The organism is Paraburkholderia sp. NPDC080076, assembly GCF_050281145.1.
Classification (GTDB): domain Bacteria; phylum Pseudomonadota; class Gammaproteobacteria; order Burkholderiales; family Burkholderiaceae; genus Paraburkholderia.
The window spans coordinates 190,843-209,491 of sequence record NZ_JBNNWQ010000003.1 but is presented as its reverse complement, the minus strand read 5'-3'; the positions used below and the strand labels follow the sequence as shown (position 1 = coordinate 209,491).

Genomic DNA, 18,649 nt, shown 5'->3' with positions numbered 1-18,649 from the left:
CTGCGCGCACGCGCCACGTCACTCGCTACAACGTATTTCGCATTCACATGATCAATCTCTTTCAGGCCATGCAGGCGTTCGTCAAGGTCGCCGACGCGGGCAGCTTCGCGCAGGCCGCGGAGCAACTCAGCGTCTCGACCTCGGTGGTGACGCGCCACGTGTCGAGCCTTGAAAAGCATCTCGGCATTCGCCTGTTCCAGCGCACCACGCGCAAGGTGGTGCTGACCGAAGCGGGCGCGGAGTATGCCGACGGTTGCCGCCTCCTGATGGCGGAACTCGAAGAAGTCGAATCGCGCGCGACCACCGCCTCGAAAGAAGTCGCGGGCGATCTGCGCATCGTGGCGCTGGGCAGCTTTTCGCTATTTCGCCTCACGCCGCTGTTCGCGGAGTATCAGGCCAAGTTTCCGCATGTGAATCTGCGGGTCACGCTCACGGAAAAACGTGTCGACCTGCTCGAAGGGGGTTTCGACGTCGGCATCGTGACCGAGCACATGATCCGCTCAGAGTCGCTGGTGGTGCGCCGCCTGATCAATTCGCACGCGGTGCCGGTGGCGTCGGCCGCTTACCTCGCCCAGGCGGGTCATCCGAAGACGCCCGCCGACCTCGCGCGGCATCGGGTGATCACCGCGCCGCTCGATACGAGCCCGCAGACCTGGGTGTTCAGCAAGGGGGACGGTGGCGAAGAGAGCATCGCGCTCGATGCGTCGTTCACGGTCAACAGCATGATCATGCAGAAACAGGCGGCGCTCGGCGCGATGGGCATCGCGCTGCTGCCGCTGGAGATGGTCAACGATGAATTGCGCGCGGGCACGCTGGTGCGGATTCTGGACGACCACGCCGTGCTCAACGGCGACGTGGCGGTCTCGCTCGTGTACCCGAGCCGCGAGTTCGTGCCGCGCAAGATCCGGGAGTTTATCGATCTGGCGGTGGGATTTTTCGAGTAATTCGTTAGAGAGAGGCGTCTGAGGCCTCTCTGCTGATCAAGGCCGCTCGCCGCGCGCGAGGCGCGCCTCGATGTCGTACACCACCGGCATCAGATCCGCGACGCTGTCGATCACATAATGCGCGCCCGCCGCCTGCAGCTTCTCGATCGCCGCCTTGCGACGCCATGCGAACTCATCCGGCGCCAACGCCTTGACGTCGTCTTCGGCCATGCCGAAAGCATTGCCGCTCACCGCGACTCCGACCGCCCACGTGCCGCCGTTGATGCCTTCTTCGATGCCGACCTCGGTGTCGTCGACCTTGATCGCATCCTTCGCGCGCCAGACGCCCAGTTCCGGCAACGTCTTGTAGATCATGTACGGCGACGGCCGCCCTTCCGGCGTATCGCCGGTGCACACGATGCTGTCCGGCGAGAAACCCTGCGCCGCCGCGCCCGGCAGGATCTCGGCCATGATCTCGCGCGTATAGCCGGTGGTCGTGCCGATCCGGATGTCGTCGCCGCGCAGCGCGCTCGCCACCTCGGCCACGCCCGGAATCACCGAGCTGTAGCTCGCCGCCACCGCGATGTTCTTCGGCACGAATACGTCGTACACGGCGTCGATATCCGCTTCGCCCGGCGCGTGCCCGTATTTGTCGGCCCAGGCTTGCGCGACGCGCGGCAACGCCATCAGCGCCGCGATATGCGGGCGCTTGGCCATGCCCATCGGGCCGCGCGCTTCATCGATCGTGATCGACACGCCGAATTGCTCGAATGTCTCGACGAAGGCACCCATTGGTGCCAACGAACCGTAATCGACCACCGTGCCGGCCCAATCGAAAATCACTGCTTTTACGTGTTTCATTGACTTCGTTCCTCAGGCCGCGTCGGCCAATGTCTTGCGTTCTTCGATCGCAGCCGCCGGCGGGGCGGCGTGCTCGACGCCCATCGTCCGCAGCGAGTTGCCGCACGCTTCGACGACGCGGCGCATCACGTGCTCATCCACCTGGCCGATGCAGCCGATACGGAAGCTGTCCACCACCGTCAACTTGCCCGGATAGATGATGAAGCCCTGCTCCTTCATCAATTCATAGAAGCGCTCGAACTTGAACGACGGATGCGCCGGCGCGAAAAACGTCACGATGATCGGCGAGCGCCAGCGTGCGTTCAGCAGCGGCTCGAAGCCGAGTTCGTGCATGCCGGCCACCAGCACGTTGCGATTGTTCGCGTAGCGCGCGAGACGTCCGGGCTGGCCGCCTTCGAGTTTGTGCAGACGCAGCGCCTCGATAAACGCGGCCACGGTGTGCGTGGGCGGCGTGAACCGCCACTGGCCGGTGCGGTTCATCACGTCCCACTGGTCGTAGACGTCGAGCGAGAGCGAGTGACTGCGGCCCTTCGCCTCCAGCAACGCGCTCTTGCGGGCGATCACGAAACCAAAACCAGGCACGCCCTCGATACACTTATTCGCCGACGACACGAAGGCCTCGCAGACAATCTCGCGCACGTCGAGCGGCACTGCGCCGAAGGCGCTCATCGAATCGATCAGCAGCTTGCGGCCCTTCCTCGCGGTGGCGGCGGCGATTTCCTCGATGGGATTGAGAATCCCCGAACTGGTCTCGCAATGCACGGCGACCACGTGCGTGATGCCCGGATCGGCGTCCAGCGTGCGCTCCACTTCCGCGCCGCGCGGCGGCAGGTAATCGCCCTTGTCGAGCACCGTGCAGGCGCGGCCGAGATAGCCGAGCGTGGTCGCAATGCGCTTGCCGTACGCGCCGTTGGCCAGCACGAGCGCGTGGCCGTCGCGCGGAATCAGACTGCCGAGCATTGCTTCGACGCAATAGCTGCCGCTGCCTTGCAACGGCACGCAGTCGTATTCGCCGGCGGTGTCGCCGGCGATCTCCAGCAGGCTGTTGCGCAGCAGCGCGGTCATCGCGCGGAAATCGCCGTCCCACGAACCCCAGTCGCGCAGCATCGCCTCCTTGGTCGAGAACGCCGTGGTGAGCGGCCCGGGCGTCAACAGGTACGGCTCGCCTTTGGCCGGTGCCGCGCACGTCACGGTGGAAGAACTTGCGGCGTTCACGGCTGGGGAGCGGTCGATCACGCTGTCCATGGTCGGAATCTCCGATATCGCTGTTTCGGTGGCTCACACAGTACAGAAACGCGCGGCATCGGTAAAATCGATATAATCGATGTAGGTATCGCAATAACTTATAGCTCGGCGAGGCACACGTGCAATACGCGCAATTGCGGGCGTTTCATGCGGTCGCGGAACATGGCGGGTTTTCCAAAGCGGCGCAGGCGCTCTCGCTCACGCAGCCGGCCGTATCGGATCATGTGCGGCGGCTTGAGCAGGATTACGGCGTCAAACTGTTCGAACGCGGGCCGCGCGGCGTCGAGACTACCGAACTCGGTCTGCGCCTCTTCAGCGTGACGCGGCAGATGCTCAGTTGCGAGCGCGACGCGCGGCAACTGCTCGAATCGGCGGGCGGGCTCGAATCCGGCTCGCTGTCGCTGGCCGCGGACGCGCCCGATCTGGCGGTCGCGTTGATCAGCGCATTTCGCAAGCTGCATCCGGGCATCGTCGTGACGCTGTCCATCGCCAACGCCGCGGACTGCATGCAGCGCGTGCTCTCGAGCGCCGTCGACGCGGCCATTACCGCCGCGCCGCAAGTGCACAGCCGCCTCGAGGCGCGTGTGTTGCGGCGCGATCCCCTGGTCGCGATGGTGCCCGCGAGCTATCCGGTGGCGAAGAAACGCAAGCTGAGCTACACCGAACTGGTGCAGCAGCCGATGATTTTCCGCGAGTCGCAATCCGTTACGCAGCAGTTGCTGGAGATCGAACTGGTGCGCGAATCGCTGCAGGTGGAACCGGTGATGTACGTGGACGGCCGCGAGGCGCTCGAAGAAGCGGTCGCGCAAGGCATGGGCGTGGGCGTGATCGCGCGCGCGGAATTCAACGAATCGCGGCGGATCAGAATGATTCCGCTACAGGACTGTCAGGTGCGGATGATCGAATCGCTGACGCGGCTCGCCGAGCGGCCGGGATCGCATCTGCTGGACGCGTTGTTCGCGGTGGAGTTGACCAAGCCTGCGCCTGCTACGCCGGCTGGATAAAACGAAAAGCCGCCCGGCAGGCGACGCCTGCGGGCGGCTTTCGTTCTTCGCGCCAATCCGCTTAACGCGATCCACCGCTCGCGATCAGGCTTTCGCCCGTCAGCCAGCGCGCGTCGTCGGAGGCGAGGAAGGCGACGACATCGGCGATATCGTCAGGCTGGCCGATACGGCCGAGCGGCGTCGTGCTGACGGCCCACGTTTCAAAGTCGGAACCGATGATGCCGCCGCTATGCGTGCCTTCGGTTGCAACCATGCCCGGATTCACCGAATTGACGCGGATCTTGCGCGGGCCGAGCTCACGTGCAAGCACCCCCGTAATACCGTCGACGGCGCCCTTGGTGGCGGTATAGACCGCGCTGCCCGGCGGCGTGATGCGGCTCACCACCGAACTGATATTGACGATGCTGCCGCCTTCGCCGAGATGCTTGACCGCTGCCTGCGTGGTCAGTAGCAGACCCAGCACGTTCACGTTGAAGTGCTTGTGGAAATGCTCTTCGGTGATCTCTTCGATCGGCGAGAATTCATACACGCCCGAGTTGTTGACGAGAATGTCGAGACGGCCATACGTTTCCACAGCCGTATCGATGATGCCTTGCGCGTCCGCCGCTTTCGACACGTCGCCTGCAACGGCCACGGCCTTGCCACCGGCGGCGGTAATCGCTTCGACCACGCCGTCCGCGCCCGCCTTGCTCGACGAATAGTTCACCACCACTGAAGCGCCTTGCGCCGCCAATGCCTTGGCGATCGCCGCGCCGATACCTTTCGATGCACCGGTTACGACAGCAACTTTACCTGTGAGTTTGCTCATGATCGATTCCTTTAAATGGGATTGGCGCCGACGCTGTCGCGAAGATTCGCGGGCTGCGGTGGAAATGCACTGGCGCTGACACTGGTGACAATGTAGGCACGTCGGCCGTAGGGATAAAGCGGCTGAAGGCGAATAGATACGTCGGTTGAGCCGAACAATCGGACGACAGGTGACGCGGATAGCTCGAAGGCTTGATGCGAGTGGCGGCGTCACCCGCCCAGCGCGAATGGGGGATCGCGAGTAAGCGCGCACATAAGACCGAACAGGGCTCTCCCCTGTCAGTGTAGGCGGTTCAAACCGTCAGCGTTTCACAAAACAGCCTTTGCGCGCCGCCCACCTGTTTCAGCCGCACGCTCTTCGAGCGCGAGCTCAATGAAGGCCCGCGTTGCCGCGTTCCGATACGCGCCCTTGCGCAATAGCAGCGCAGCCGTACGCTGCGGCAGAGCCGGCTCCAACTGCACGAGAAACAGATCGCTATGCTCGCGCGCGATCGCGGCCGGCAGCAGCGTGGCGAGCGCACTGCGGCGCACGATCTGAACGACCGCGCCAATCGAGTTCACCTCCATCGCGATGCGCGGCGAAATGCCGTGCTGTCTGCAATATCGATCGATGTACTGACGCGTTGCGAACTCTTCGTTAAGCAGCACGAGCGCTTCGTTTTCAAATTGACTTAGCTTCAACGCGGAACGACGCTTCGCATACGGGTGCGCGTTGCCGACCACCATCGCCAGTGCTTCGACGAATAGCGTCTGCGTCTCGATGTCGGGTGTGTGCGTCTCGTCGAATGCGATGCCGATGTCGAGCGCATCTTCGTTCAGCAACGCCTCCATCCGGTCCTGCGGCATTTCGAGGATGTTCAGCGTGATGTTCGGATAGCGGCGGTTGTACTTCTCCAGAAGCGGGCCGATCAGGTAGGCGGTGAATGTCGGCGTCATCGCGAGACGCAGCGAACCGCGGCTCAACTCCTGTACGTCGTGAATCGCCCGCTTGCCCGCCTCCAGGTCCTGCAGCGCGCGCTGCGCGTAGTGCACATAGGCCGTGCCGGCGTCGGTCAGCTGGATCGTGCGGCCGGACCGGTCGAGCAATTGCACCCGCAACGTGTCTTCCAGTTGCCGGATCTGTTGCGACAGCGTCGGCTGCGACACGTGCAGCGCCTCGGCCGCGCGCGTGAAATTGCGGTGCTCGGCGACTGCAAGAAAATATCGGATGTGCCTGAGCAGCATGATGTCCTCTCGAACTATTGGTCTTCCCTATCGAGAGAATAATAGACCAGTCTTGGACGCTATAGTTTGATCGGCGCATTCTTCATCCATCGATTCCCAACCCACACCCCGATGGAGCGAACCATGCAAGACATCATCGACGGCTTCCTGAAGTTTCAGCGCGACGCCTTTCCGCAGCGCTCCGAGTTGTTCAGGAAGCTGGCCACGAGCCAGCACCCGAGTACCTTGTTCATTTCGTGCTCGGACAGCCGGCTGGTGCCGGAACTCGTTACGCAGCGCGAGCCCGGTGATCTGTTCGTGATCCGCAACGCGGGCAATATCGTGCCGTCGTACGGCCCGGAGCCGGGCGGCGTGACCGCCACGGTCGAGTACGCGGTCGCCGCGCTCGGCGTCACCGATGTGGTGATCTGCGGTCATTCCGACTGCGGCGCGATGACGGCCATCGCGACCTGCAAATGCATGGACCATATGCCTGCCGTGCGCAACTGGCTCCATTACGCGGATTCCGCGAAAATCGTCAACGAGGCGCGCGAGCACAAAAGCGAACGCGACCGGGTCGACTCGATGGTCCGTGAAAACGTGATCGCGCAACTCGCGAACATCAAGACCCATCCTTCCGTGCGGCTCGCCCTCGAACAGGGACGTCTGGCGCTGCACGGCTGGGTGTACGACATCGAAACCGGCTCGATCGATACGCTCGACGGTTCGACGAACCGCTTCGTTTCTCTCGCGGAACATCCGCATGCATGTGCCACCCCGGCTCGACTCGACGTCGCGGCCTGACTTTACTTACCCTCGAGGAAATTCATCATGACGCAATCCCAATACAGCCAGGCCCCGCGTGAAGCCCTGACCGACGCGATCATCGACGCAAAGGTTCGCAAGAATCTGACGTTCGAGCAGATCAACGAAGGCACGGGTCTGAGTCTTGCATTCGTCACCGCCGCGTTGCTCGGCCAGCATCCGCTGCCGGCCAACGCCGCCAAGGTCGTGGCCGACAAACTCGAACTCGGCGAAGATGCGGTGCGTCTGCTGCAAACCATCCCGCTACGCGGCAGCATTCCGGGCGGCGTGCCGACCGATCCGACCATCTACCGCTTCTACGAGATGGTGCAGATCTACGGTTCGACGCTGAAGGCGCTGGTTCACGAGCAGTTCGGCGACGGCATCATCAGCGCGATCAACTTCAAGCTCGACATCAAGAAAGTCGACGATCCAGAAGGCGGTCACCGTGCCGTCATCACGCTGGACGGCAAGTATCTGCCGACCAAACCGTTCTGAGGGGGGCGTGGAGCCGTTCTGGTGAGAACGGCTCCATGAATGGCACTGCCACCGCTTACGACGCAGTGAATTCAGCACTTACGCAGCAACATGATCTGCGCGGCCACGCTGGCCAGCACTGCCAGCGCGCCGAGCGTATCCAGAATAATGGGCCACACGATTTGCTCCTTCCACGTTCGCTTTCACTACTGCCTGATTAAACGAATGCGCGCGCCATCAATTGAATGCCCAGTCCGAGAAGGCAGATAAAGAACCAGCGCCTGAACGTTTGCGCGCTAATGCGTCCACGCACGCGCTGTCCGATCCACATGCCGAGCAGCGCCGGGACCACGGCGAAGAGCGATTCGCGCAGATCGCCGGCGGCAACCGCGTGCTCTCTGGTAAGTCCGATCGCCAGAGCGATGGTCGACACCGTGAACGACAAGCCGAGCGCCTGCACCAGATCTTCTTTCTTCAATGCCAGCCCCTGCAGATACGGTACTGCCGGCACGACAAACACGCCAGTGCCGCCTGTGACGACGCCCGTCACCGCGCCGATTGCCGGCGACAACCAGCGCTCGTGCCGCGCCGGCACTGAAAAGCGCCACGCCAGCAAACCGGCCACGGCGTAGAGCGTCAACGCGGCGCCGAGTCCGACCACGGCCCACTCGCCGCCCCCGCCCGCAATGAACGACGCGGCCGCGACCGTTCCGGCGACGATGCCCAGCATCATCGGCCACAAGCGTTTGAGGAGCGCCCGCACGCTCGGACCCGCGAAAAGTTGCCAGACGTTCGTCACGAACGACGGCAACAGCAGCATCGCGGCAGCCTGCGCCGGCAGCATCAGCGTGCCGAGCACACCCATGGCGACGGTCGGCAGTCCCATGCCGGTCACCCCCTTGACGAAGCCGGCGACCACGAAAGTCGCGGCGACCACGCCCGCACGCATTGCAAACGAAGAGATCATCGGAATGTTGTTATTGAAGTGATGTCGGCAATTTTCAATCGCCGCGAGGACGGCCACAATGCGTAAGATACTTACTGTGACTTAGGCTGGGGCTAAGGCTGTGACCACAGGCTGAGCCTCGCCCACAACCGAACAACAACCCGTTCCTCCATGCGCTTCGATCTCATCGATCTACGCCTGTTTCTGCATATCCTCGAAACCGGCAGCATCACTCACGGCGCCGCGCGCGCGAACATGTCGCTGCCGTCGGCGAGCGCGCGGCTGCGCGGCATGGAAGACGCGCTCGGCATGCCGCTGCTCGAACGCGGCCGACGCGGCGTCGAATCCACGCCGACGGGCGACACGCTCGCGCATCACGCGCGGCTCGTACTCGGGCAGATCGAAAGAATGCAAGGCGAACTGGGCGAGCATCAGGAAGGCCGCAAAGCCTGCATACGCCTGTGGACCAACACGGCGGCCATCACCGAGTTCCTGCCCTCCACGATCGGCCTCTTTCTGCGCGATCACCCCAATGTGCAGATCGACTTGAAGGAGCGTCAAAGCAGCGAAACGGTCAAGGCGGTGCTGAGCGGCGCGGCTGAAATCGGCATCATTTCCGATGCGGTCGAACATGGCGCGTTGCAGACCTTCCCCTTCGCCATCGACAAACTCGTGTTGATCACGAGCCGCGACGACGCGCTCGCCACCCGCCGCCGCACCACGCTCGCGGAAGTGGCGGACAGGGAGTTCATCGGACTGAGCGCGGACAGCGCGTTGCAGGCCTACCTCGGCGAGCGCGCGCTGCTGGCCGGGCAGCCGCTCAGCTTCCGCACCCACGTGCGGACGTTCGACGCCATCTGCTGCATGGTCGAACAAGGCGCCGGCGTGGGAATCGTGCCGGCCACCGCGGCGAAGCGCTATCGCGGCACGCCCGGCATCCGCACGATCGAGCTGACCGATAGCTGGGCCGCGCGCCAGTTGCTGATCTGCATGCGCGACCTGAACGCAATGCCGCGACCGGAAAAGGCGTTGGTGCGGCATCTGGCCGGGATTTGAAGCTACGGCCTGGTGCGTCTGCGCCGCAGCATTATCAGTCTAATTTATCTGACTAACCATTTTTAATCGATTTGCCTGATTTAGCGCGGTTTCCTATCCTTGACGCACAACCGCATGCGGCTCGCTGCATGCGCCGTCCGCCTCTCTTTTGCCGGCAAGATCATGGAAAGAACCACCTTCAACGTGCGCGTCGATAGCGTTCGCGACGAAGCGCATGGCGTGCGCTCGTTCAGCGTCTCGCGCCTGGACGGGCAACCGTTCGATCACTACGAACCCGGCGCGCACATCGACGTCACCGGACCGTCCGGCGTCACGCGGCAGTATTCGTTGTGCGGCGACCCGGATCAGCGGGACGCGCATTTGTTCGCCGTGAAGCGCGAAGACACGTCGCGCGGCGGCTCGCGTTCGCTGCATGAGGATGTCACGGTCGGCAGCAAATTGACCATCGGCGTGCCGCGCAATCTGTTCCAACTCGCGCCGGGCGCCGAAGAACATATTCTGATCGCCGCCGGCATTGGCGTCACGCCGCTCCTGAGCATGGCGTACCGTCTGCTCAAGCAGCAGCAGCGCTTCGTGTTGCACTATTTCGCGCGTAGCGCGGAGCACGCGGCGTTCTTGCCGCTGCTCTCACGCGCGCCGTTCAGCGATTATGTGAAGCTCCACTTCGGCGTCGCGCGCGAGCAACTCGATGCGGTGCTCGGCGATTGTTTTGTGAATGCGCGCGAAGGCACGCACGTTTACACCTGCGGGCCGGCGCCTTTCATGGAACGTGTGGTGGCGATCGGCGAAACGCATGTCGCGTCGGAAGCGATTCATCTCGAACGCTTTGCCGCTGAGCCGGCTTCAACCACGAACTCCGAATCGGTCACGCTCGATACCTTCGACGTGCAGATCGCGAGCAGCGGCGCGACCGTGCGCGTGGACAAGGACACGACCATCGTCGCGGCGCTGGCGTCGATCGGCATCGAAGTGGATACGTCGTGCGGTGAAGGCGTGTGCGGCACGTGCATGGTCGACGTGGTGAGTGGCACGCCCGAGCATCGTGACCATTGCCTGAGCAAAGCGGAACGCGCGAGCGGCAAGGTGATCTGCTGCTGCATTTCACGCGCCGCGTCGCCGGTTCTGGTGCTGGATCTCTAAAGCATCAACAAGGTGCTGCGTTCGCAGCACCTTTCACAACCGCCTCGTCTTACCGGTCGTCGTCGCGAATCGACGACGCATGCCGGCACAGCGCGCGCACTTCCACATCCATATACGGAAACAGCGGCAACTGGCTCAGCACGTCATGCAGATGCGCGGGGCTCTCCACGTCGAACACGCTGATATTTGCGTAGCGGCCGGCAATGCGCCACAGATGCCGCCACACGCCCTCCTGTTGAAGCCTTTGCGACATCGCCTTCTCATCGGCCTTCAGGCGCGCGGCGCGTTCGGCATCCATATCGGCCGGCAGGTGGACGGTCATCTCAACGTGAAACAGCATGCTTGCTCTCCTCTCTGATCGGTAACAAAAAAGCCCTGGCGGCCCGGCCAATCGCGCCGCGCAACCAGGGCCGACAGATTCGTGCGATATGTCCGGGCGTTTTCTCTCAGGTGCCCGGTTTCAGCCCTGCGAAAGCGGCATCAGGCTTCAGCGCGCAGACGCTCCACTTCGGCGTCCGGCAGATTGTCGCGCTCCTTGAACAGCGTGAAGTCGAAATCGATCAGCGCGAAATTACCCTCCACGCCATACGGTTTGCCTTCGGCGCCTTCAGCCTGCTTGACCGCCGGCACGAGGCCGTCGCGCGTGGCGAACGCGAAGTCGTCCCACAGATACGGATCGCCGTCGATGTTGATCTGCGTGGTCAGCTTGCGAAAACCTGGCGCGGAAACGAAGAAGTGAATATGCGCCGGACGATGCCCATGACGGCCGAGTTGATCGAGCAACAGTTGCGTCTGGCCTTGCGGCGGCACGCTATAGCCGACCGGCACGACGCTGCGGAAGCTGTATTTGCCTTCGGCGTCGGTACGGATCGAGCGGCGCAGATTGAAGGCCGGCTGCGATTTATCGAAGTACGAGTAGTTGCCGAGATGGTTCGCGTGCCACACTTCGACGAGCGCGTGAGCGAGCGGCTTGCCGTCTTCGCCCAGCACGCGGCCGCGCATGATCAGCGTCTGGCCCGGATCGGTGCCGTCGTCGAGGCGCGCATGCCCATCGGAGACCGGCGCGCCGGCCACATACAACGGGCCTTCGATCGTGCGCGGCGTGCCGCCTTCAATGCCGGCCTTCGCCTCCGCTTCATCCAGACGCAGATCGAGAAAATGCTCGAAACCCAGACCCGCGGCCAGCAGACCGAGTTCACCGCTCTTGCCGGCGTCGCCGAGATAGTTCAGCGCGGTCCAGAATTCGGCGGGCTGCACGTCGAGGTCTTCGATCGTATAGAACAGGTCCTGCACGATCCGGTTGACGATCTGCTTGGTGCGCGGATTGCCTTCGCTGGTGGCGCTGTCGTTGATTTTATTGAGCAGCGCGTCGATAGCTTGCTTGTTCATGGGGTATCTCCTTCGATTGATGTTCTGGATGGCTAACGGATGAGCCTTCAGTGCTTCAGTTCGTAGTGACGCTGGCGCCTTTGCGCGTATCGCGCCGCAGGCGGTCGATCTTGTCCCAGTCGAGCGTGATGCCAAGACCCGGACCTTGAGGCAGATGCAGCGCGAAATTCTCGTAGCGCAGCGGTTTGATGAGGATCTCTTCGGTCAGCAGCAAGGGGCCGAACAGTTCCGTGCCCCACTTCAACTCGCCGAAGGTGCTGAAGAGTTGCGCCGAGGCGATCGTGCCGACCGCGCCTTCGAGCATCGTGCCGCCATACAGGTCGATATTCGCGGCCGACGCGATGGCCGCCACGTGCGCCGCGCCCACGAGGCCGCCCGATTGCGCGATCTTCACGGCGAATACATCGGCGGCGCGCGCGCTGGCGACGGCGAACGCATCGGCCGGGCCGTGCAGTGCTTCGTCGGCCATGATCGGCACCTGAGCGAGGTCGGTCAGACGCTTGAGGCCCGCGCGATTCTCGGCCGCGATGGGCTGCTCGATCAGCGTCACGCCCGCATCGGCAAAACGCCGCGCGGCCCAGATCGCCTCCGATTCGCTCCACGCCTGGTTCACATCGACGCGCACTTCGCCGCGTCCTTCCAATGCTTTTCTGATCGCGACGACATGCGCCACGTCCTCGGCGACCGCACGCGTGCCGATCTTCAGCTTGAACACGCGATGACGCTTCGTTTCATACACCTGCTCGGCTTCGTCGATATCGCGCTGCGTGTCGCCGCTCGCGAGCGTCCACGCCACCTCCACGGAATCGCGCACGCGGCCGCCGAACAACTCCGACAGCGGCACGCCGAGGCGTTGTGCCTGCGCATCGAACAAAGCCGTTTCCAGCGCGGATTTCGCAAAACGGTTGCCCTGAAACAGCTCGCGCAGTTTCGCCATCGCGGCGCCCGGACGCGTCGCGTCCAACCCTTTGAGCAGGGGCGCGAAATAGGTGTCGATGTTGGCCTTGATACTTTCCGGGCTTTCCTCGCCATAAGCGAGGCCGCCGATCGTGGTGCCCTCGCCCACGCCGACCAAGCCGTCCGCGCAACGGATGCGCACCAGCACCAGTGTCTGGCAATTCATCGTTGCGACCGAGAGGCGATGCGGACGGATCGTCGGTACGTCGACGAGAATCGTCTCCACGCTCTCGATCTTCACGGGTGTTGCTATCATTCGTTGCCCTCCTGAACTGCTTGACCGGGAGCCCCAATAGTAGAAACAACCCGCGAAGCAGTCCAACACCGATTCCGACTACTTCCATACCGTAGGGGTATGCATGGAACTACGCCAACTCCGCTACTTCATCGCGGTCGCGGAAGAGATGAACATCACGCGGGCCGCCCATCGCCTGCATATGACGCAGCCGCCGCTTAGCCGCCAGATCCAGCAGATCGAGGAAAGCGTCGGGCTGGCGCTGTTCGAGCGCGGTTCGCGGCCGCTGCGACTGACCGAAGCCGGGCGGATTTTCTATACGCAGGCCAAGCGCCTCGTCGACGAAGCGGACGAACTCGCCCCGCTCACGCGGCGCCTCGCGCAACTGGCCGAGCGCGTCGTGATCGGCTTCGTGCCGTCGACGCTGTACGGCGCGCTGCCCGCCGTGATCCGCGCGTTTCGCGAGGCGGCGCCGCATATCGAACTGTCGCTGATCGAGATGTTCACGATCGAACAACTCGCGGCGCTCAAGGGCGGCCGTATCGACGTGGGCTTCGGCCGCCTGCGTTTTGACGATGCGCAACTCGCGCGCGAAGTCCTTCTAGAGGAAAGAATGATTGCCGCGCTGCCGCAAGACCATCCGCTCGCCCGGCAGAAGAAGCCGCTGACGCTCGCAGCCCTCGCGCAGGAAACCCTGATCGTCTACCCGAGCACGCCGCGCCCGAGCTATGCCGACCAGCAGCTATCGGCCATGCACGACCATGCGCTGGAGCCGAAAGCGATCCACGAAGTGCGGGAATTGCAGACCGCTTTGGGTCTGGTGGCGGCGCAAGTGGGCGTGTGCCTCGTGCCGGAAAGCGTGGAAGGTCTGCGCGCGCACGGCGTGGTCTACCGGCCCATTCCGGCGGCCAATATCGCTTCGCCAATCATCATGAGCCGGCGTCAGCAGGATGAATCGCCGACCACCACACTGCTGTGTTCGATCGCACGGGACCTGTTCAAACGGGCCTGACGCGGCCCGGCAGTCACTTCTCGTCGAAGCGCCGCACGATATCCCCCATCAGGTTGCGCAGCCACACGTTGCCCTCGTCCTGATCGAAATGCTCGTGCCAGTGCATCGTAACCGCCGCGATCGGCAAGGTCACGGGCAACTCATAGATCTGAAAGCCGCCGTCGCGATTGAAAATATGCGCGAGACGCCGCGGCAGCGTGGCGAACAAATCCGTGACGGCCAGCACACTCGGCAACGCCACGAAATGCGGTAGTTCCAGCGCAATATGACGCCCGACGCCTTGCGCGCGGAATTCGTCGTCGAGCGCATGGTGGCTGTGCTCGACCGAGCTGATCTGCACGTGCGACGCATCCAGAAACGCCTTCAGGCTCAGGTCCTTCGTGCGCGGCAGGCCGCGGCGCTTCCTCGTCATACACACGTACGTCTCTTCGAACAGCGCCTGATGCCGTGTACGCGCGGTCAGCGTGGGCAGATTGCCGATGGCGAAATCGAGCCGGCTCGCGCGCAGTGCGTCTTCCATTTCCTCGACCGGCAACGGCTCGATGCGCAATCTCACACGCGGCGCCTGCCGGTGCAAAGCCTCGCAGATCGGCGGCAGATAGGCCAGTTCGCCCGCGTCCGAGAGCGATAGCCGGAACGTGCGCGTGCTCACCGCCGGGTCGAAATGCTCCGCGTAACGCAGCGCTTCGCGCACCGTATCGAGCGCGCGGGACACGATAGTGGACAGTTCCAGCGCGATCGGCGTGGGCTGCATGCCGGCCCGCGTGCGGATGAACAGCGGATCGTCGAACAGCGTGCGCAAACGCCCCAGCGAATAGCTGATGGCGGGTTGCGACAGCGCCAGCCGCTCGCCCGCGCGGGTGAGGCTGCGTTCTTCGACGATCGCCTGAAAAACGCGCAGCAAATTGAGGTCGACGTGGTCCAGCGAGTTCATCGAGATATCCATGCGGTTGATTTTATATTTCATTTTAGATCAATTTGACGCATATCAACGAGTCGGCGAGACTGCGCTTCATCGACCACCCCACCTACACAGCCATGAGCGAATCCTCATATCAGACCGTCGACACGAGCGCGTTATATCAGCGCGCGCAGTCCGATCGCGTGGCCCCGTCGCTGTACTACGACCCGGCTGTCTTCGAAGCGGAACTCGAGCGCATTTTCTACAAGACGTGGATCTGGGTCGCGCACGAAAGCGAGCTGCCGAATCCGGGCGACTTCCGCACCACCACGATCGGCCGTCAGCCGGTGATCGTGGTGCGCGACAAGAGCGGCGCAGTCAACGTCCTGCAGAACCGCTGCCGTCACCGCGGCGCGACCGTCTGCGAACAGCACAAGGGCAACGCCAAAGGCTTCACGTGCCCATATCACAGTTGGACCTATGGCCTCGACGGCGCATTGCGCGCATTGCCATACGGCGACGGTTACGAAGGCGTGGTCGACAAGACCGAACTGCCGCTCGCCAGTCTGCGCGTGGGCATCTATCAAGGCCTGATCTTCGCGAGCTTCAATCAGGACATCGAGCCGCTCGAAGATTTCCTCGGCGGTGCCAAGCCGTGGATCGATCTGTTCATGAAGCAAGGCGCGGGCTATCCGATCAAGGCTAACGGCGAGCATCGCTTCCGCTTCAACGGCAACTGGAAGATCCAGCTCGAGAACACCACCGACCTGTATCACTTCCCGGTAGTCCACAAGTCCTGGATGAAGTCGATCGACGACGAAACCGCCGCCGCGATCACGAGTTTCATGACCAGCGACGAAGCCTTCTGCCGCTCGCTCGGCAACGGCCACAGCCTCGCCGTGCTGGTGCCGGAGATCGTCGATCTCGACAAGGACGACGGCGCGCCAATTCCCGAACGCTTCGAAGAACTCGCCGCCTCGCTCGCGAAGGACCACACGCCGGAAGAAGTGCGCCGCATCGTACGCTCACTGATGGGCGTCGGCTTCAATCTGAACCTGTTTCCAAACCTCGCGCTGTCGATGGCCTTTTTCCGCGTGCTGCGGCCTATTTCAGCGAACGAGACCGAGATCCGCCACGTCGCGCTCGCCATGGACGGCGGCCCCGAGGAAGCGAACCGCGTGCGTCTGCGCATTCACGAACACTTCCAGGGCCCGTTCGGTTTCGGCAGCCCCGATGACGCCGAAGCGTGGGAGCGGGTGCAGCGCGGCTCGCAGGCGGGCCCCGATCTGCCGATTCTCGTGAACCGCGGCTTGAATCGCGAGAGCACAGCGCCAAACGGTGAAAAAACCGCCCACGCCACCGACGAAACCGGCATGCGCGAAGCGTACGCGCAATGGCGCACGATGATGGAGCAAGCATGATGGACGACAGAAATACGCTGTTTTCGCAGAAGACATTTGCCGGTGCGATCGAACTGATCTGGCGCGAAGCCGAACTGCTGGATCGCAAGGACTATCGCGAGTGGCTCACGCTGTGGGACCCGGCGGGCTTCTACGTGGTGCCGATCGATCACGACACCACCGACTTCGCCGCCACGCTGAACTACGCATACGACGATCAGGACATGCGCGAAAAACGCGTGCAACGCATGACGTCCGGCTATTCGGCCTCGGCGAGCGACGCCGCCCGCACGGTGCGCACCGTGTCGCGATTCACACTCACGAGCGACGCCAGCGATGAGGTCACGGTGAATTCGGCGCAAGTCATCGTTGCCTATAAACGCGGCAAGTCGACGCTGTTCGCCGCGGACCTCACGCATCGCATCAGTTTCGCGAGCGGCGAGCCGCGCATCGTGCAGAAGGTGATCCGGCTGATCGATTCGACCGAAGCGTTGAGCGCGATCGGCTTCCTGCTCTGATCTCCTGGCCTTTGAAACTACGAGCGCAGCGATGCCCACATTAGAAGTTTTTTTGCCGGAAGGTTACGAAGTGGCGCGCAAGGCGCAGTTGATCGCGGGTCTCACGCAGGCTACGGTCACTGCAATCGGCGCACCCGCCGAATCGGTGCGGATTCTGCTGAGTGAATTGCCGCCGCACGATTTCGGCTTGGGTGGCGCGAGCAATGCGAACACTCGGGCACCGCTTCTCACCATCGTGGCGATCCTCATCGCCGGCCGCACGCCCGCGCAAAAAGAAGCCTTGATCGCCGCGCTCAGCAAAACCGGCGCGGACGTGCTCGACACGCCGCTCGCCGCCGCCCGCGTGATGATCAAGGACATTCCGAATACCGATTTCGGCATTGGTGGCCAGACCGCGAAATCACTCGGGCGTTAACGCCTTCCCCATTAACCACCGCGAACAGCGAGCACGACGATGCAAAACGACACGTTTTCTCCCACGGCCGGAGCGCCTCCTGCATCCGCGGCACCGGCCACCTCGCGAACATTGCGGCGGATCATCGTCGCCTCCGTGCTCGGCAACGCGCTAGAGTGGTACGACTTTTTCCTATACGGCACCGCCGCCGCACTGATCTTCGGACCGCTGTTCTTCCCGCTGCATGGCGACCCGCTGCTGGGCACGCTCGCCGCATTCGCGGGCTTTGCAATCGGTTTCCTCGCGCGCCCGCTGGGCGGCATCGTATTCGGCCATATCGGCGACCGGCACGGCCGCAAACGCGCGCTCGTCATCACGCTGATGATGATGGGCGTGGCGACCTTCGGCATCGGCCTGTTGCCCACATTCTCGCAAGTCGGCTTTCTCGCGCCTGCCGCGCTCGTGTGTCTGCGGGTCGTGCAAGGCATCGCATCCGGCGGCGAATGGGGCGGCGGCGTGCTGCTTATCAGCGAGAGCGCGCCGGCCAATCGTCGCGGCTACTATGCGGCGTTCAGCCAGTTGGGCGTGGCGGGTGGCTTCGTGTTGTCGGCGGCCGCGTTCTATCTGGTGCAGCGCTTGCCGGTCGAAAGCTTCATGTCGTGGGGCTGGCGCGTGCCGTTTCTTGCCAGCGTGCTGATCTTCGGCGTCGGCGTGTACATTCGCCGGCGCCTGCCGGAAAGCCGTGACTTCACGGCCGCCAAACCGAAGCATATGCCGGTGCTGACGGTGCTGCGCAATCATCCGAAGCAGGTCTTGCAGGCGATGGGGCTGCGCGTCGCCGAAAACGGCGGGACGTATATCTTTCTTTCGTTCGTGCTGGTGTACGGCAAGACGATCGGCGTGCCGGTTTCGGTGATGCTCGGCGGCGTGATGGTCGCCATGCTGCTCGAACTCGTGACGATCGTGTTGTGGGGGCGTCTGTCGGATGTGATCGGGCGGCGGCCGGTGTATATGATCGGCGCGCTCGGCCTGGTGGTGATCGCGTTTCCCGCGTTCTGGCTGATCGACACGCATCAGCCGATGCTCGTGTTCCTGTCGCTCGTGCTCGGACTGCCGTTCTGCCACGCGGCGATGATCGGCACGCAACCCGCATTGATGGGCGAACTGTTTCCCACGGAAGTGCGTTATTCGGGCATGGCACTCGGTCACGAAATCGCTTCGGTCTTTTCCGGCGGACTCGCGCCGCTCGTCGCCACCGCGCTGTATGCGAAAGTGCGCGCGCCGTGGCCGGTCGCGCTGATGCTGATCGGCTTCGGCGTGATCACCGCGCTCACGCTCGTGACGATTCCCCGCAACACCAGCACCACGCATGATTGA

20 protein-coding genes are annotated in these 18,649 nt (G+C 63.3%); 11 read left to right on the top strand and 9 right to left on the bottom strand.

Going from position 1 to position 18,649, the window contains the following annotated elements; genetic code table 11:
* Positions 1-47 precede the first annotated feature (47 nt).
* Positions 48-944, top strand: a complete 897-nt coding sequence (locus ACQKRQ_RS13265) for a LysR substrate-binding domain-containing protein (protein ID WP_427477410.1) — start codon at positions 48-50, stop codon at positions 942-944.
* 36 nt (positions 945-980) lie between these two features.
* Here the strand turns inward: ACQKRQ_RS13265 and phnX are convergent, their stop codons facing one another.
* Together phnX and ACQKRQ_RS13255 are read right to left on the bottom strand one after the other, a co-directional pair.
* Positions 981-1,784 carry a phosphonoacetaldehyde hydrolase gene (gene phnX / locus ACQKRQ_RS13260; RefSeq protein ID WP_132374369.1) on the bottom strand — a complete coding sequence of 268 codons (804 nt, stop codon included), beginning with the start codon at positions 1,782-1,784 and terminating at the stop codon, positions 981-983.
* Positions 1,785-1,796: 12 nt separating this feature from the next.
* Entirely contained in the window at positions 1,797-3,029 is a 1,233-nt protein-coding gene (locus ACQKRQ_RS13255) for a 2-aminoethylphosphonate--pyruvate transaminase (RefSeq protein ID WP_427477408.1), read from the bottom strand.
* Positions 3,030-3,148: 119 nt separating this feature from the next.
* Here ACQKRQ_RS13255 and ACQKRQ_RS13250 point away from each other — a divergent pair, with 119 nt between their 5' ends.
* Complete coding sequence (locus ACQKRQ_RS13250; RefSeq protein ID WP_132374367.1) at positions 3,149-4,033, top strand: LysR substrate-binding domain-containing protein; 885 nt, start codon at positions 3,149-3,151, stop codon at positions 4,031-4,033.
* 61 nt (positions 4,034-4,094) lie between these two features.
* Here ACQKRQ_RS13250 and ACQKRQ_RS13245 read toward each other — a convergent pair whose 3' ends face one another.
* Both ACQKRQ_RS13245 and cynR read right to left on the bottom strand, forming a co-directional pair.
* On the bottom strand, positions 4,095-4,841 hold the full coding sequence (locus ACQKRQ_RS13245) for a glucose 1-dehydrogenase (protein WP_132374366.1): 747 nt from the start codon (positions 4,839-4,841) through the stop codon (positions 4,095-4,097).
* 308 nt (positions 4,842-5,149) lie between these two features.
* Entirely contained in the window at positions 5,150-6,064 is a 915-nt protein-coding gene (gene cynR, locus ACQKRQ_RS13240) for a transcriptional regulator CynR (RefSeq protein WP_408176599.1), read from the bottom strand.
* A 123-nt stretch (positions 6,065-6,187) separates the two neighbouring features.
* On the opposite strand from cynR, the gene ACQKRQ_RS13235 reads away from it, so the two are divergent.
* Both ACQKRQ_RS13235 and cynS read left to right on the top strand, forming a co-directional pair.
* Positions 6,188-6,847 (top strand): carbonic anhydrase, encoded by a 660-nt coding sequence (locus ACQKRQ_RS13235; RefSeq protein ID WP_427477405.1) that lies wholly within the window; start codon positions 6,188-6,190, stop codon positions 6,845-6,847.
* Positions 6,848-6,874: 27 nt separating this feature from the next.
* Complete coding sequence (gene cynS, locus ACQKRQ_RS13230; protein WP_132374363.1) at positions 6,875-7,345, top strand: cyanase; 471 nt, start codon at positions 6,875-6,877, stop codon at positions 7,343-7,345.
* 196 nt (positions 7,346-7,541) lie between these two features.
* Here cynS and ACQKRQ_RS13225 read toward each other — a convergent pair whose 3' ends face one another.
* Positions 7,542-8,291 (bottom strand): sulfite exporter TauE/SafE family protein, encoded by a 750-nt coding sequence (locus ACQKRQ_RS13225; RefSeq protein WP_427477404.1) that lies wholly within the window; start codon positions 8,289-8,291, stop codon positions 7,542-7,544.
* Between the two features lie 150 nt (positions 8,292-8,441).
* Here ACQKRQ_RS13225 and ACQKRQ_RS13220 point away from each other — a divergent pair, with 150 nt between their 5' ends.
* Together ACQKRQ_RS13220 and ACQKRQ_RS13215 are read left to right on the top strand one after the other, a co-directional pair.
* Positions 8,442-9,326, top strand: a complete 885-nt coding sequence (locus tag ACQKRQ_RS13220) for a LysR family transcriptional regulator (protein ID WP_427477402.1) — start codon at positions 8,442-8,444, stop codon at positions 9,324-9,326.
* 162 nt (positions 9,327-9,488) lie between these two features.
* On the top strand, positions 9,489-10,466 hold the full coding sequence (locus ACQKRQ_RS13215; RefSeq protein WP_427477400.1) for a PDR/VanB family oxidoreductase: 978 nt from the start codon (positions 9,489-9,491) through the stop codon (positions 10,464-10,466).
* Between the two features lie 49 nt (positions 10,467-10,515).
* Here ACQKRQ_RS13215 and catC read toward each other — a convergent pair whose 3' ends face one another.
* The 3 genes from catC to ACQKRQ_RS13200 all read right to left on the bottom strand — a co-directional run bounded on the left by catC (position 10,516) and on the right by ACQKRQ_RS13200 (position 13,068).
* Positions 10,516-10,806, bottom strand: a complete 291-nt coding sequence (catC, locus tag ACQKRQ_RS13210; RefSeq protein ID WP_012433151.1) for a muconolactone Delta-isomerase — start codon at positions 10,804-10,806, stop codon at positions 10,516-10,518.
* 140 nt (positions 10,807-10,946) lie between these two features.
* Positions 10,947-11,855 carry a catechol 1,2-dioxygenase gene (gene catA, locus ACQKRQ_RS13205; protein WP_427477398.1) on the bottom strand — a complete coding sequence of 303 codons (909 nt, stop codon included), beginning with the start codon at positions 11,853-11,855 and terminating at the stop codon, positions 10,947-10,949.
* Positions 11,856-11,910: 55 nt separating this feature from the next.
* Positions 11,911-13,068: a muconate/chloromuconate family cycloisomerase gene (locus ACQKRQ_RS13200; RefSeq protein WP_427477396.1), complete on the bottom strand. Its 1,158-nt coding sequence runs from the start codon at positions 13,066-13,068 to the stop codon at positions 11,911-11,913.
* Between the two features lie 103 nt (positions 13,069-13,171).
* Between ACQKRQ_RS13200 and ACQKRQ_RS13195 the strand changes: the two genes are divergently transcribed.
* Positions 13,172-14,059 carry a LysR family transcriptional regulator gene (locus ACQKRQ_RS13195; RefSeq protein ID WP_132374357.1) on the top strand — a complete coding sequence of 296 codons (888 nt, stop codon included), beginning with the start codon at positions 13,172-13,174 and terminating at the stop codon, positions 14,057-14,059.
* Between the two features lie 13 nt (positions 14,060-14,072).
* Here the strand turns inward: ACQKRQ_RS13195 and ACQKRQ_RS13190 are convergent, their stop codons facing one another.
* Positions 14,073-14,993: a LysR family transcriptional regulator gene (locus ACQKRQ_RS13190; protein ID WP_132374356.1), complete on the bottom strand. Its 921-nt coding sequence runs from the start codon at positions 14,991-14,993 to the stop codon at positions 14,073-14,075.
* A 104-nt stretch (positions 14,994-15,097) separates the two neighbouring features.
* On the opposite strand from ACQKRQ_RS13190, the gene ACQKRQ_RS13185 reads away from it, so the two are divergent.
* The 4 genes from ACQKRQ_RS13185 to ACQKRQ_RS13170 are packed head-to-tail and all read left to right on the top strand — an operon-like array spanning position 15,098 to position 18,649.
* The gene (locus ACQKRQ_RS13185; RefSeq protein WP_132374355.1) at positions 15,098-16,381 is read left to right on the top strand and encodes an aromatic ring-hydroxylating oxygenase subunit alpha; all 1,284 of its coding nucleotides are present in this window, start codon (positions 15,098-15,100) and stop codon (positions 16,379-16,381) included.
* Positions 16,378-16,878 carry an aromatic-ring-hydroxylating dioxygenase subunit beta gene (locus tag ACQKRQ_RS13180; RefSeq protein ID WP_132374354.1) on the top strand — a complete coding sequence of 167 codons (501 nt, stop codon included), beginning with the start codon at positions 16,378-16,380 and terminating at the stop codon, positions 16,876-16,878. Before ACQKRQ_RS13185 ends, ACQKRQ_RS13180 begins: the two co-directional genes overlap by 4 nt.
* A 31-nt stretch (positions 16,879-16,909) precedes the next feature.
* A complete protein-coding gene (locus ACQKRQ_RS13175) occupies positions 16,910-17,293 on the top strand; it encodes a tautomerase family protein (protein WP_132374353.1) in 384 nt (127 codons plus the stop codon).
* 39 nt (positions 17,294-17,332) lie between these two features.
* Positions 17,333-18,649 carry an MFS transporter gene (locus tag ACQKRQ_RS13170; protein ID WP_408176586.1) on the top strand — a complete coding sequence of 439 codons (1,317 nt, stop codon included), beginning with the start codon at positions 17,333-17,335 and terminating at the stop codon, positions 18,647-18,649.

Coding starts and splice junctions, on each gene's coding strand:
- phnX (WP_132374369.1), bottom strand. CDS start 1,784: ATGAAACACGTAAAAGCAGTGATTTTCGATTGGGCCGGCACGGTGGTC.
- ACQKRQ_RS13180 (WP_132374354.1), top strand. CDS start 16,378: ATGATGGACGACAGAAATACGCTGTTTTCGCAGAAGACATTTGCCGGT.
- catA (WP_427477398.1), bottom strand. CDS start 11,855: ATGAACAAGCAAGCTATCGACGCGCTGCTCAATAAAATCAACGACAGC.
- ACQKRQ_RS13190 (WP_132374356.1), bottom strand. CDS start 14,993: ATGAACTCGCTGGACCACGTCGACCTCAATTTGCTGCGCGTTTTTCAG.
- ACQKRQ_RS13245 (WP_132374366.1), bottom strand. CDS start 4,841: ATGAGCAAACTCACAGGTAAAGTTGCTGTCGTAACCGGTGCATCGAAA.
- cynS (WP_132374363.1), top strand. CDS start 6,875: ATGACGCAATCCCAATACAGCCAGGCCCCGCGTGAAGCCCTGACCGAC.
- ACQKRQ_RS13235 (WP_427477405.1), top strand. CDS start 6,188: ATGCAAGACATCATCGACGGCTTCCTGAAGTTTCAGCGCGACGCCTTT.
- catC (WP_012433151.1), bottom strand. CDS start 10,806: ATGCTGTTTCACGTTGAGATGACCGTCCACCTGCCGGCCGATATGGAT.
- ACQKRQ_RS13225 (WP_427477404.1), bottom strand. CDS start 8,291: ATGATCTCTTCGTTTGCAATGCGTGCGGGCGTGGTCGCCGCGACTTTC.
- ACQKRQ_RS13215 (WP_427477400.1), top strand. CDS start 9,489: ATGGAAAGAACCACCTTCAACGTGCGCGTCGATAGCGTTCGCGACGAA.
- ACQKRQ_RS13195 (WP_132374357.1), top strand. CDS start 13,172: ATGGAACTACGCCAACTCCGCTACTTCATCGCGGTCGCGGAAGAGATG.
- ACQKRQ_RS13200 (WP_427477396.1), bottom strand. CDS start 13,068: ATGATAGCAACACCCGTGAAGATCGAGAGCGTGGAGACGATTCTCGTC.
- ACQKRQ_RS13255 (WP_427477408.1), bottom strand. CDS start 3,029: ATGGACAGCGTGATCGACCGCTCCCCAGCCGTGAACGCCGCAAGTTCT.
- cynR (WP_408176599.1), bottom strand. CDS start 6,064: ATGCTGCTCAGGCACATCCGATATTTTCTTGCAGTCGCCGAGCACCGC.
- ACQKRQ_RS13265 (WP_427477410.1), top strand. CDS start 48: ATGATCAATCTCTTTCAGGCCATGCAGGCGTTCGTCAAGGTCGCCGAC.
- ACQKRQ_RS13175 (WP_132374353.1), top strand. CDS start 16,910: ATGCCCACATTAGAAGTTTTTTTGCCGGAAGGTTACGAAGTGGCGCGC.
- ACQKRQ_RS13185 (WP_132374355.1), top strand. CDS start 15,098: ATGAGCGAATCCTCATATCAGACCGTCGACACGAGCGCGTTATATCAG.
- ACQKRQ_RS13170 (WP_408176586.1), top strand. CDS start 17,333: ATGCAAAACGACACGTTTTCTCCCACGGCCGGAGCGCCTCCTGCATCC.
- ACQKRQ_RS13220 (WP_427477402.1), top strand. CDS start 8,442: ATGCGCTTCGATCTCATCGATCTACGCCTGTTTCTGCATATCCTCGAA.